10 protein-coding genes are annotated in these 12,342 nt (G+C 71.8%); 8 read left to right on the top strand and 2 right to left on the bottom strand.

Going from position 1 to position 12,342, the window contains the following annotated elements:
• Positions 1–63 precede the first annotated feature (63 nt).
• Genes Q7L73_RS02310 through Q7L73_RS02325 form a run of 4 tightly spaced genes read left to right on the top strand, consistent with a single transcriptional unit; the run spans position 64 to position 4,197 of the window.
• Entirely contained in the window at positions 64–1,644 is a 1,581-nt protein-coding gene (locus tag Q7L73_RS02310; protein WP_370552341.1) for an anchored repeat ABC transporter, substrate-binding protein, read from the top strand.
• Positions 1,641–2,561, top strand: coding sequence for a choice-of-anchor M domain-containing protein (locus Q7L73_RS02315; RefSeq protein ID WP_304685792.1), 921 nt, complete (start codon positions 1,641–1,643; stop codon positions 2,559–2,561). The genes Q7L73_RS02310 and Q7L73_RS02315 overlap by 4 nt, the downstream gene beginning before the upstream one ends.
• On the top strand, positions 2,558–3,310 hold the full coding sequence (locus tag Q7L73_RS02320) for an anchored repeat-type ABC transporter ATP-binding subunit (protein WP_304685795.1): 753 nt from the start codon (positions 2,558–2,560) through the stop codon (positions 3,308–3,310). Before Q7L73_RS02315 ends, Q7L73_RS02320 begins: the two co-directional genes overlap by 4 nt.
• Positions 3,310–4,197, top strand: a complete 888-nt coding sequence (locus Q7L73_RS02325; RefSeq protein WP_304685800.1) for an anchored repeat-type ABC transporter permease subunit — start codon at positions 3,310–3,312, stop codon at positions 4,195–4,197. Before Q7L73_RS02320 ends, Q7L73_RS02325 begins: the two co-directional genes overlap by 1 nt.
• Before the next feature lie 11 nt (positions 4,198–4,208).
• On the opposite strand, the gene zigA (Q7L73_RS02330) is transcribed toward Q7L73_RS02325, so the two are convergent.
• A complete protein-coding gene (gene zigA, locus Q7L73_RS02330; protein WP_304685802.1) occupies positions 4,209–5,459 on the bottom strand; it encodes a zinc metallochaperone GTPase ZigA in 1,251 nt (416 codons plus the stop codon).
• A gap of 53 nt (positions 5,460–5,512) precedes the next feature.
• On the opposite strand from zigA (Q7L73_RS02330), the gene zigA (Q7L73_RS02335) reads away from it, so the two are divergent.
• Positions 5,513–6,724 (top strand): zinc metallochaperone GTPase ZigA, encoded by a 1,212-nt coding sequence (zigA, locus tag Q7L73_RS02335; RefSeq protein ID WP_304685806.1) that lies wholly within the window; start codon positions 5,513–5,515, stop codon positions 6,722–6,724.
• 28 nt (positions 6,725–6,752) lie between these two features.
• Positions 6,753–8,120: a choice-of-anchor M domain-containing protein gene (locus tag Q7L73_RS02340; RefSeq protein ID WP_304685808.1), complete on the top strand. Its 1,368-nt coding sequence runs from the start codon at positions 6,753–6,755 to the stop codon at positions 8,118–8,120.
• Positions 8,121–8,166: 46 nt separating this feature from the next.
• Here the strand turns inward: Q7L73_RS02340 and Q7L73_RS02345 are convergent, their stop codons facing one another.
• Positions 8,167–8,601 carry a Fur family transcriptional regulator gene (locus Q7L73_RS02345; protein ID WP_304685810.1) on the bottom strand — a complete coding sequence of 145 codons (435 nt, stop codon included), beginning with the start codon at positions 8,599–8,601 and terminating at the stop codon, positions 8,167–8,169.
• A gap of 36 nt (positions 8,602–8,637) precedes the next feature.
• Between Q7L73_RS02345 and Q7L73_RS02350 the strand changes: the two genes are divergently transcribed.
• Positions 8,638–9,789: a choice-of-anchor M domain-containing protein gene (locus tag Q7L73_RS02350; RefSeq protein WP_304685814.1), complete on the top strand. Its 1,152-nt coding sequence runs from the start codon at positions 8,638–8,640 to the stop codon at positions 9,787–9,789.
• The gene (locus Q7L73_RS02355) at positions 9,786–12,269 is read left to right on the top strand and encodes a choice-of-anchor M domain-containing protein (RefSeq protein WP_304685817.1); all 2,484 of its coding nucleotides are present in this window, start codon (positions 9,786–9,788) and stop codon (positions 12,267–12,269) included. The genes Q7L73_RS02350 and Q7L73_RS02355 overlap by 4 nt, the downstream gene beginning before the upstream one ends.
• The last annotated feature ends 73 nt before the right edge of the window (positions 12,270–12,342 follow it).

The following is a 12,342-nucleotide window of genomic DNA, read 5'->3' on the forward strand; positions in this document are numbered from 1 at the left end:
GTGGAGATGGGAACCACTCTCACGGGAATGAGACCAAGTCTCACTAACTGCTAGGCTCGCGCGGTGTCGCTCGTCTGGTCTCGCCATCTTCTCCTGCCGCTGAGCGTGCTGACGGCCGTCATCGCGATCGCGGTCTTCTGCGGCTGCGCCGCTGCACCCGGGCTCTCCGCGTCGGACAGGCGGCTGCAGGTCGTGACCACGACCGGGCTGCTGCGCGATCTCGTCGCCAACGTCGGCGGGGCGCGCGTCAACGTCGTCAGCCTCGTGCCCGACGGTGCCGATCCGCATTCGTTTGAGCCGACGCTGCGCGACGTGCGCAACGTGGTCTATGCCGATGTCGCCTTCAGCAACTACATGCTGCTGGAGGAGCACAACGTCATCAAGACGCTCGACGCCAACCTCCCCAAGGAGGCGATCAACGTCTCGCTGGCCGAGGACGCCGTCAAGTACGCGGCTGAGATCATCCCGCTGGTCGAGAACGTCAACCTCGACACGATCTGGCTCGGCCTGCGCGCCCGCGGGGAAGGCGCGCGATACGGCGCCGATCGCTCCAGCGACGTGCTGCTGTCGATGACCGCCGCCTCGGGCCCAGGCCAGGTCTACGGCTACTTGACCGGTTCGTTTGGCGACACCGACGTGTACTTCGACTCCGGTGACGGGTTCGACGCCAGCGACGGCTACAAGGACGACACCGCGACGCTGCCGGTCGACGCCCACACGCACATGTCGTGGGCGTTCACCAAGCCCGGCCGCTACCGCGTCACCTTCGCCGCCAGCCTGCGGACCGACGCGACCGCGAAGCCGCTCCCGCTCGGCAACACGACGGTCGAGTTCGCCGTCGGCGTCGCGCCGCTGACCGGCAGCGGCGACCGCCGCAGCGTGCTCGACGCCGGCCACGCCGACGTCACCGCCGACCTCGACCGCGGCGCCATCACCGTCCTCTACGACCATGAAGGCGGCGGCGAGCAGACGCAGCGCGACTACGACCCGGCCGAGGTCGTGATCGAGGTGCCGGCAAAGGCGCTGGCCGAGGTGCCCGCCGGGCCGCAGTTCCGCTTCCTCGGGAAGGCCGGCGAGCCGCTCTACCAGCTGCCGCAGGCGGTCCTCGGCAAGCACGTCCACGGCGAGATCGACCCGCACCTGTGGCAGGACGTGCGCAACGCGATCGCCTACGCGAAGCTAATCCGCGACACGCTGATCGACGCCGATCCCGCCGGCGCGCCCGTCTACCGCGCCAACGCCGAGCGCTACCTCGCCGAGCTCGACCGGCTCGACCGCTACGTCCGCCGCACGCTCGCGCAGATCCCGCGCGCCCGCCGCCAGCTCGTTACCACCCACGACGCCTTCGCCTACCTCGCGCACGCCTACGGCCTGAAGGTCGCCGGCTTCGTCACCCCCAACCCAGCGATCGAGCCGTCGCTGGCCGAGCGGCGCAAGCTGAGCGAGACGATTCGCACCCTGCGCGTCCCGGCCGTCTTCCTCGAACCCAACCTTGCCGCCCGCTCCTCGACGTTGACCGAGGTGGCGCGCGAGGCTGGGATCGCCGTTTGTTCGATCTATGGCGACGCCTTCGACGCGCGCGTCTCCACCTACGTCCAGATGATGCGCTTCAACGCAGACTCGCTGAAAGGCTGCCTCTCATGATCCTCCGCGTCCTCGCGGGCCTGCTCGCCACCCTCCTGCTCATCGCCCCGGCCGCCGGCGCGGCCGACGGCCTCGACCAGCGAATCGACCGCGGACAAGCCGTCGTCGACGGCCGCAAGGTGATCGCGACCGGCCATGTCGACGTCGGGCCGCGCTTCGTCGACGGTCGCTGGACGTTGATGATCCACGACGACGAGGCGAAGTCCAAGCCCGGCGGTCGCAGCGTCTGGCGCCACGCCGAGCAGACGGTCTTGCGCGTCGGGGACGTCGCGATCCAGACCGTCCCCGACGATCCCGCCTACGCCTTCCTGCACGCAGCGGGCAGGCAGGTCTACGTCGTGCCGCAGACGCAGGACCTGAAGGTGGTGTGGGTTGGCTGGAACACGCAGGACCCCGACGTGATGGAGCGGATCGACCGCGGCGTGAGACTGACGCTGACCGACGTCGAGGGGCCGGGCGAGCTCGTCGTCTTCCTGCAGTCGGGCGACTTCGCCGAGCCGCAGGTGTTGTGGGACTCGACCGCCGCAGCGAGACCGGTCTGGGTCGACGTCAACACCCACACCCACGCCAACTGGGTCTTCACCGAGCCGGGCGTCTACCTCGTGCACGTCCGGGTCGATGCCGAGCTGATCGACGGCACGACGGTCTCCGACACGCGCGCGATGCGGTTCGCCGTCGGACGCTCCGCGAGCCCGGAGAAGGCGTTCTCAGCTGTCGACGCCGCAGCAGGGAGCGGTGACGACAGCGCCGCACCGGCCAGCCCCGCGGAGCCGGTCGACGACGGCGGCGGCTCCTCGGCGCTGATCGCCGTACTGGCTGTGCTCGCGGTGGCGCTGACGGTGGCGCTTGCTGCGGTTCTCGCCCGCGGACGTCGCACGAAGCAGCGCGCGCGCTCGGCACCGGGAGCGGGGCGGTGAGCGCCGCGCTGGCGCTGCGCGAGGTCTCGGTCGAGCTGGGCGGGCGGCCGGTGTTGCGCGACGCGACGCTGGAGGTCGCGCGCGGGGAACTGGTCGGCCTGCTGGGCCCGAACGGGGCGGGCAAGACGACGCTGCTGCGGACCGCGCTGGGGCTGCTGCGCCCGGCGAGCGGGCGGATCGAGGTCGACGGCGACGCGACGCGTCACCGGCGCGGCGCGATCGGCTACGTGCCGCAGCGGCACGAGTTCGCGTGGGAGTTCCCGATCTCGGTCGAGGAGGTCGTGATGAGCGGCCGCAGCGGTGCGCTGGGACTGCTGCGGCGGCCCGGCATCGCCGATTGGAAGGCAGTCGACGACGCGCTCTACCGGGTCCGCATGACCGAATTGCGCGAGCGGCCGGTCGGGCAGCTGTCGGGCGGGCAGCGCCAGCGCGTGCTGGTCGCTCGCGCGCTTGCGCTCGGCTCGCCTGTGCTCCTGCTGGACGAGCCGTTCACCGGCCTCGACATGCCGACGCAGGAGCTGCTGACCGACCTCTTCCAGTCGCTCGCGCGCGAGGACCGCGCCGTGCTGATGACGACCCACGACCTCGCCGCCGCGCTCTACAGCTGCGACCGGCTCGCGCTGCTGAACGGGACGGTGCTCGCGACCGGCACGCCCCAGCAGCTCGCCGCCGAGGAGGCGCTGTGGCAGCAGACGTTCGGCATCAGTGCCCGCAGCCCGCTGCTGCGCGTGCTGGAGGCGGTCGCCTGATGTCGCCGGCCGACTTCCTCACCGACCTGCTCAACCCCGATCTCGCCTTCCTGCCGAAGGCGCTGCTGGTCGCCGTCGTCTCCTCGATCGTCTGCGGCGTGATCGGCTGCCACGTCGTGCTGCGCGGGATGGCCTTCATCGGCGACGCGGTCGCCCACGCCGTCTTTCCCGGCCTCGCGATCGCGTTCGTGACCGGCGGCAGCCTCGTCCTCGGTGGCACGCTCGCCGGCGTCGCGACGGCGGTGCTGGTCGCGGTCTTCTCGCAGAACCGGCGCATCAAGGAAGACTCGATCATCGGCGTCTTCTTCGTCGCCGCGTTCGCGCTCGGGATCGTCGTGATCTCGCAGGCGCCCGGCTACGCCGGCTCGCTGCAGCAGTTCCTCTTCGGCTCGATCACCGGCATCCCCGACAGAGACCTCTACGTCGTCGCCGGCACCGGCCTGCTCGTGCTCGGGATCGCGCTGCTGCTGCACAAGGAGCTGGTGACGGTCTCGCTGGACCGCGAGAGCGCCCGCGCCCTCGGGCTGGCCGTCTTCTGGCTGGATCTGCTGCTGTACGTGCTGGTCACGCTCGCGGTCGTCATCAGCGTGCAGACGATCGGCAACATCCTCGTGCTGGCGCTGCTGATCACCCCGCCGGCGACCGCCCGCCTGCTGACCGACCGGCTCGCGCTGATGATGCTGCTGGCACCCGCGATCGGCGGCCTCGGCGCGCTCGTCGGCCTCTACGTGTCGTGGTCGTGGGACTACCCGACCGGCGGCACGATCGTGCTCGTCCTGACCGCGGCCTTCCTGCTCGCGTGGTTCCTCGCTCCGCGGCAGGGCGTGCTCGCAAAGGCGTGGGAGCGCGGTTCGAGCCGCCGGCGCGGGCGGCTCGAACCGCACTGAGGCGGCGACGGTCAGTCGACGCCGGCGGGCGCGGGCCAGGCCGGCAGCGGGTCGGGCAGGTCACGCCAGCCGTCGGGGCCGAGCGCCAGCTCGGCGTCGGTCAGCAGGCAGCTGTCAAGCGTCGTCTCGATCGCGGCGCGGTCGAGGCCGGTGCCGATGAAGACGAACTCCTGACGGCGGTCGCCATAGGGGTCGTGCCAGTGCTGCTCGTAGTGTCTGCGCATCGCCTCGTTGACCGGCCACTGGCTCTGCGGGACAGTCGCCCACCATCTGCCGGCGTAGCCGTAGCGCTGCACGCGGCCGGCGACCGACCACTGGCCGACCTGGTCGTTGCGACTTGCCAGCCAGAAGAAGCCCTTAGCGCGCAGGACGCCGGCCCATCTGCGCGCCAGCGCGCGCTCGAAGCGCTGCGGGTGAAGCGGCCGCTGGGCGCGGTAGACGAAGCTGGAGATGCCGTACTCCTCGGTCTCGGGCACCTCCTCGCCACGCAGCGTCGCCAGCCAGCCGGGCGCCTGCGCGGCAGCGTCAAAGTCGAAGCGGCCGGTGTCCAGGACGGCGTCGAGCGGAACTCTGCCAAACGAGGTCTCCACGATCTCGGCGCGGTGGTTGAGCGCGCGCAGCGCGGCGGCCAGCTGGGCGCGCTCCTCGGCGCTGACGAGATCGCTCTTGTTGACGACGATCACGTCGGCGAACTCGACCTGGTCCGAGAGCAGGTCGACGACGGTCCGCTCGTCCTGCGGGCCGGCCGCCTCGCCGCGCTCGCGCAGGAACTCGAAGGTGCGCCAGTCGGCGAGGAAGTTGTGCGCGTCGACGACGGTCACCATCGTGTCCAGCCGCGCGACGTCGCTGAGCGAGCGGCCCTGCTCGTCGGCGAAGGTGAAGGTCTCGGCAACCGGCATCGGCTCCGAGATGCCGGTCGACTCGATCAGCAACTGGTCAAAGCGCCCCTCGCGCGCGAGCCGGCCGACCTCGATCAGCAGGTCCTCGCGCAGCGTGCAGCAGATGCAGCCGTTGGACATCTCCACGAGCTTCTCCTCGACGCGATCCAGCGACGCGTCGCCGCGCGCGACCAGCTCGGCATCGACGTTGACCTCGCTCATGTCGTTGACGATCACCGCCACGCGGCGGCCCTCGCGGTTGGTCAGCACATGCTCCAGCAACGTGGTTTTGCCGGCGCCGAGGAAGCCCGAGAGGACGGTCACCGGCAGGCGCTCGTCGGCGCGGTCGCGGCGGGGCGATGAGGTGGATGGGGGAGTGGACATCAACCCACTATCGCAGGAATGAGACTCAGTCTCGTTACTGGTAGGGTTTGGGCATGTCCAAGCTTCCAGTCACGGTCCTCTCCGGGTTTCTCGGCGCGGGGAAGACGACCCTGCTCGAGCATGTCCTGCGCAATCGCGACGGCCGCCGGGTCGCGGTGATCGTCAACGACATGAGCGAGGTCAACATCGACGCGCAGCTCGTGCAGCGCGGCGACGCCGCGATCGACCACGTCGCCGAGCGCCTGGTCGAGATGAGCAACGGCTGCATCTGCTGCACCCTGCGCGAGGACCTGCTGATCGAGGTCACGCGCCTCGCCAAGGAGGGTCGCTTCGACGCGCTGCTGATCGAGTCGACCGGGATCTCGGAGCCGATGCCGGTCGCCGAGACGTTCACCTTCGCGGATGAGACCGGCGCCTCGCTGGGCGACGTCGCCCGCCTCGACACGATGGTCACGGTGATCGACGCCTCGACCTTCCTGGAGGAGTGCGACGGCGTCGAGGACCTCAACCAGCGCGGCATCGGCCTCGGCCCTGAGGACGATCGCGCGATCGTCGACCTGCTCGTCGACCAGGTCGAGTTCTGCGACGTCGCGATCGTCAACAAGTGCGACCTCGTCGACGACGAGACGGTCGAGCGGATCGAGGCGATCGTGCGCGCGCTCAACCCCAGCGCGTCCATCGTGCGCGCCAGCAACGCCGAGGTGCCGCTGTCGCTGGTGCTCGACACCGGCCTCTTCGATCTCGAACGGGCCGAGGAGTCGGCCGGCTGGCTGCAGGTCGCGCGCGGGGAGGAGCAGCCGGAGACCGAGGAGTACGGCATCTCCAGCTTCGCCTACCGCGCCCGCCGCCCGTTCCATCCGCAGCGGCTGTGGCAGCGGCTCAACGAGCCCTGGGAAGGGGTGCTGCGCGCCAAGGGCTTCTTCTGGCTGGCGACCCGGCACGACATCGCCGCGGAGTGGTCCCAGGCCGGCAAGGTGCTGACGGTCGGCGCCGCCGGCGAGTGGTTCGCCGCGCTCAGCTCCGAGGAGCTGGCGCAGGAGCCCGAGCTGGCGCAGACGCTGCGCGAGCTGGGGGAGGAGCCCTACGGCGATCGCCGCCAGGAGCTCGTCTTCATCGGCACCGACCTCGACCGCGACCGGCTCGTCGAGGAGCTCGACGCCTGCCTCCTGACCGACGCCGAGCTGTCGCTCGGCACCGACGCCTGGACGCTGTTCGACGACCCGTTCCCCGCCTGGGAGCCGATCGACGACCACGCCCACGCCTGACCGCTCTGAACGACAAGGACCCCCGTTGATGAAGATCCGCGCACTGCTGATCGCCGCCGCCGCGGCGCTGGCGACGGCCGCCGCCCCGGCGCTGGCCGGCGCCGCCACGCTCCCGACCCAGGAGCGGCTGCCGCTCTCGATCGGCCACGTCGACGCCGTCGCCCCGAGCTGGGCCGACGGCAGACTGACGATCGGCCTGCACGACGACAGCGGCGAGAACGGAAGCGTCGAGCGCGACCCCGGCGAGGTGCTGCTGCACGCCAAGCCCGAGTCCGAGGTCGAGATCCCGGCCGGGATCGACCCGGCCTTCTACGCCGTCTGGGGACCGGCCGGCTCGAAGGTCTGGCTGCTGCCCCAGACCCAGAACCCCGACCTGCTGTGGGCCGGCTGGTCCAGCGAGACGATCCCCGACGGCACCTTCAGCGGGAACGCGATCACCTGGAGACTGCTCAGCGTCAGCGGTCCCGGCTGGCTGAAGATCTTCGACGACAGCCCGTTCGGGCTGCCGCAGATGAAGCTCGACGGCAGCGGCCCGCTGCCGGTCAGCACTGAGATGCGGACCGCGACCCATGCCCACTTCAACTGGCTCTTCTCCGCCAAGGGCCTCTACAGAATCCGCTTTGAGGTGAGCGCGACCCCGGCCGGCGCAGACGGCCCCGTCAGCAGCGGGCCGGTCGAGTACCGCGCCTTCGTTGGCGACCTCGTCGACCTGCCCGACGATCCGATCGCGCCGGAGCTGTCGATCGCCGGCCTGCACGGGTCCTACGCCCCCGGCGAGCAGGTCGAGCTGAGCGCCGTCCAGTCGCCGCAGGGCGAACTCGACCACTACCACTGGTTCGCCCGCTGCGGCAGCGCGACCGACTTCGCCGAGGTCGGCGGCGGCGCCGCCTACGCCTTCACCGCCGCCGTCGAGCAGGACGGCTGCGACTACCGCGTGACGCTCTACGACGCCACCCACACTCCGGTCGCGACCTCGCCGACCGTCACCCTTCACGTCGCCGCGCCGGCCGAACAGCCGCCGGTCGAGCAGCCGCCTGCCGTCGTGCCGCCGATCGAGCAGCCGCCGGTCGTCACGCCGCCGGCGGTCGACCCGCCGGCGATCAGACGCCCGACCGGCGTCACCGCGAAGCTGTCGCTCACGGCCCGCGCGGCCACGACGAGAGGTCGTCGGCTCGCCGTCGGCGTGCGTCTCGGCGCCACGGCACGCGTCACGGTCGAGGTCCGTCGCGGCGATCGCGTCCTCACGCGCCCCGCGACCGCGACGGTCAGAGCCGGAACGCGCAGCCTGCGGATCAGGCTGCGCAAGCCGCTGACGCGAGGGCGCTACCGCGTCGTGGTGACCGCTCGTGCCGACGGCAGAGTCGTGACCCGCACGCTCACGCTGCGGGTCCGCTGAACACTCGGCGGTGCGCTCTCGGATCCGCCGAGAGCGCACCGCGCGGTCATCTGGCGGGCGTACCGCGCAGGATCACGTCGTGGCTGGTGAGCTCGAGCCCGAGGCGGGCGGCGATCGCCTTGATCGACGCCTCCAGCACTGGATCGGTGAAGGTCGTGATCTCGCCAGTGGCCTCGTTGACCGCATGATGATGATGCTCGTCAGGGTCGGCGATCTCGAAGCGGGCGACGCCGTCGCCGCTGTCGATCCGGTGCAGCATGCCGAGCTCGTGAAGCGTGTCGAGCACGCGATAGACCGACGCGCGCGAGCTGGCACCGCGCGCGCTCATCGCGTCGACCACGTCCTGGGCGCTCATCAGACAGCGGCCGTCGCGCGCGAGCAGTTCCATCACTGCGGTCCGGCTCTGGCCTGACCGCATCCCGGCGCTGCGCATGCGCCGCTTGGCCTCGGCCAGCCACTTCTCGCGTGCGTCGTCGGCCATCGCGCGCACGATACCGGCGAACCATCGGAAGCAATAATGAGATTGGATCTTGTTATTGTCATGTCGGTGGTTCGGATCGTCCGGCCCGAAAGACAACGACGTGGCGGAGGTCCAGCAGTGATCAGCAGTTCAAGAGCAACGCGATCGAAGGTCTTCGTGGCGGCCGTCGTCGTCTCCACGCTCGCGACGGCCTCGGCCGCTCGGGCTGAACCGGTCGTGTTGGCCGACGGACACGTCGACTACGCCGCTCGGATGGTCGGCGGCCAGTTGCGCAACCAGATCAAGGACGGGACGCAGGGCGTCGACCGTGTGGTCTGGCGCGAGCCGGCCGACGTCGTGTTCGAAGTGCGCGAGGCGGCAAAAACGACCGTGCCCGCCGACGCGCGGATGCGATTCCTCGGCGCCGCCGGCGCGTCGACCTGGACGATCCCGCAGGTGCAGCGGCAGGGGATCCTGTGGGCGGGCTGGAACACCGAGGCGCTGACCCTCGCCGATGTCGGCGGCCCGCTCACCTGGACGCTGCAGTCGGCCCAGGGGCCCGGCACGGTGGCGCTGTTCCAGAGCGGTCCCTTTGGTGACCCGGACATCTTTTTCAACAGCGGCGACGGCCTGCCCGACAGCCGCCGCATCCCGCTCGGCACTCACGCGCACGGCAACTGGGCCTTCAGCGCGCCCGGCACCTACCAACTGACCTTCGCGATGGCGACGACCCGGCCCGGCGGCGAGCCGACCAGCGACACCCAGACGCTCACCGTCAACGTCGACGGACCCGCGACAAGACCGACCGACCCAGCGCCGACGCCGGTCCAGCCCGGTCAGCAGCCCACGCTGCCCAGCTCGCCGTCCACGCCGGGCGGCGCGCCGACCGGTCCGGTCGCGCCGAGCGGCGAGCCGGCAGTCAGAGCGCTCACTCTGCAGGTGAGACGGCCGCGCGCGGTCGGGCGCACGCTGTCCTTCACCGCGCTGATCTCACGCAAGAGCCGGCTCGAGGTGACCGTCCAGCGCGCCGGCAGGGTCTTCACGCGCGGGAGAGCCCGCCTTGTGTCGGCGTCGCGGCGGCGTGTCGTGCGGGTCCGGCTTGGTCGCTCGCTCGCGCCCGGACGTGTCTACAAGGTCACAGTTCGTGTCCGCGCCGGCGGCAGAAGCGCGACTCGCACCCTGGTCCTGCGCACCCGGAGCGCGTCGTGATCCGCCGCGCCGGTCTGCTGGCGGGGCTGGCGACCGCCGCGCTCGGCGTCGCGGTCGCGCCGGCCGTGGCCGCGGGCGCGCGCCCGGCGCAGGTCACGGTGCTCACGAGCGGTCACACCGATCTCGGCCCGCGGATGGTTGACGGCAGACTGCGCCTGCAGGCGCGCTACGAGCAGAGCTCCAGCGGCGTCTACGACTGGTACGACGTCGATGACACGATCTTCGTCTTCAGCGCCGACTCGAGAGTGCGAGCGCTGCCCGGCGACAACAGCCGCGCCGCGTGGGGCGATCCTGGCGACTCGGTCTGGTGGCTGCCGATCAGCAGCACCTTCAACCGGCTGTGGCCGGGCTTCAGCCTCGCGGCTGCCAGCGACGCCGACTTCAGCCGCGAGTTCACGCTGACGATCGACAGCGTCACCGGGCCCGGCGACGTCGTCATCGACGACGGCGCCGGCATGCGACACGGGTTTCTCAGCACGCGCGTCGGGGTGCCGACGGCGATGGGGTTCGGCGCCTCGGCCTACGGCCACTTCCACACCCATTGGGTGGTCACCAAGCCCGGCGTCTACTGCCTCAACCTGCGGCTCGACGGACGCGCCCTGGACGGGACGTGGCTTCGCGACACGCAGCAGCTGACGCTTGCCACGGAGGGATCGGCCGACCTTCAGACGCTCGTGCCGTGCGCCGAGGATCCGGCCAAGCGAGCACCCGCGCAGGTCGTCTCGATGCCCCAGCCGGCCGCGCAGGGCGGCACGCCGGTCGTGATCGCAACGGACGCCAACGTTCGCCTGCAGCCGCAGCTGCAGGGCGGCGAGCTGCGTGTCCCGCTGGTCGAGACGCAGACCGCCTACCGCGAGCCCTCGCGCCGTCCGCGCGACGTCGTCCTGTACGGCGCCTCCGGGGTGACGGCGAGCGCCGCCCGCCCGTGGGAAGGCCCGGCTGGCGCCACCGTCCCCGGCCTGGCCGGGACGCTGGGCTGGGGAACCGCCCGGCTTGATCCCGCGCGCGCACCCGGCGGCGCGCAGGTGGAACTCGCAGGCGTCACCGCGCCGGGCGGCGGGCCGGCACCGGGCACGCTGACGATCTCCAACCCCGTGTCTGGCTGGGGTGGAGTGCGGCTCAGCACCGATCCCCGCTTCGCGGTGAGCAGCTACGACGTCGGCCATGACGAGACCCGGACGCTGAACGTGACCGCGACGGCGCCGGGCGTCTACTGCGCCACGCTGCGCTGGACCGCCACCGTGGACGGCACGATCACGCACGCGCCTGCGCAGACGCTGACGCTGGCGCTCGACGATCCCGCGGCGCCGCGTCTGGACCCGGCCGCGATCGAACCGTGCGAACGGCGCGCTGAGCCGGAGCCGCCCGCGGTGCTCGAGGCCGGCCACGTCGACCTCGCGTCGCGCCTGGTCGGCGGGGAGCTGGAGTTGTCGGTCGCCGACCAGACCGCCGGCGACGGCAGCACGACCTTCCGCGACCTCGCCGGTGTCGTGCTCGCCGCCGGGGCGGCCAGCCGCGTCACCGTGCCCGACGGCTACGGCTTCCTGGCAGGCGCGGGCACGACGGCGTGGGTGCTGCCCGGCGCCCAGCAGGACGCCGCCGATCGCCACCTTCTGTGGCCCGGTTGGAGCACCGACCGGCTGCCGCGCGGCCGCACGACCGGCGACGTCAGCTGGACGCTGCGAGATGTCCGCGGTCCAGGCCACATCGTCGTCTGGACCGCCGACGGGCTCGACGCGAGACCGGAGATCCTCTTCTCTACGCGGCGCGCCGCGCTGCCGCAGACCATCCCGATCCCGCAGGAGACGCACGCGCACGGCAACTGGGGCTTCACCGCCGCAGGCGTCTACTGCCTCGACCTCGACATCGCCGTCAAGCGCGCTGACGGGGCCGCCTTGCACGACACGCGCACCGCTGTCTTCGCCGTCGACCAGACCGACCCAGGCACCGCGTCGTCGGCCGACTGCGCCGGCCGACCCCAGCCCGACCGCCCACCAGCCGACGACGGCGGCGATCTGCAGCCCGACCCCACGCCACCGGGGGCGCCGCTCCCGCCGGGCGACGGCAGTCAGCCCGCTCCGCCGCCGCCGACCGCCGGGACCGCTCCGGCGCCGCGTCTGCGCGTGACCGGCCTGCGGGCGCCCAAGCAGCTGACGCTGCGCCGGTTCGTGCGGGCCGGACTGGCGGTGCGCGTGACGCCACCCGGCACCGGGGCGAAGCTGCGCGCGACGCTGACGGCGACGCCGGCAGTCGCGCGGCAGCTGCGCCTGAGACGGCACGGGGCGGTCGCGACGGTGACCGAGACCGCTCGAGGTCGCCGGACGCTGACGCTGCGCCTGCGGCCCTCCAAGCCGCTCCGGACGCGCCTTTCCCGTCTCGCTCGGCGCGGCGTCGTGACGCTCAGGCTGCGCGTCGCGATCACCGCCGCGGACGGACGCACCGCGGCCACGACCACCTCCATCCGCCTGCGGCTGCCGTGAGCCACGCGGCCGGGACCCGGCCGATCGCATCGCGTCGCAGGAGACCCACCCTCGCATCGACAGGACGTACTCG

It is taken from the genome of Conexibacter sp. CPCC 205762, assembly GCF_030646155.1.
In the GTDB taxonomy this organism is placed as follows: Bacteria; Actinomycetota; Thermoleophilia; order Solirubrobacterales; family Solirubrobacteraceae; genus Conexibacter.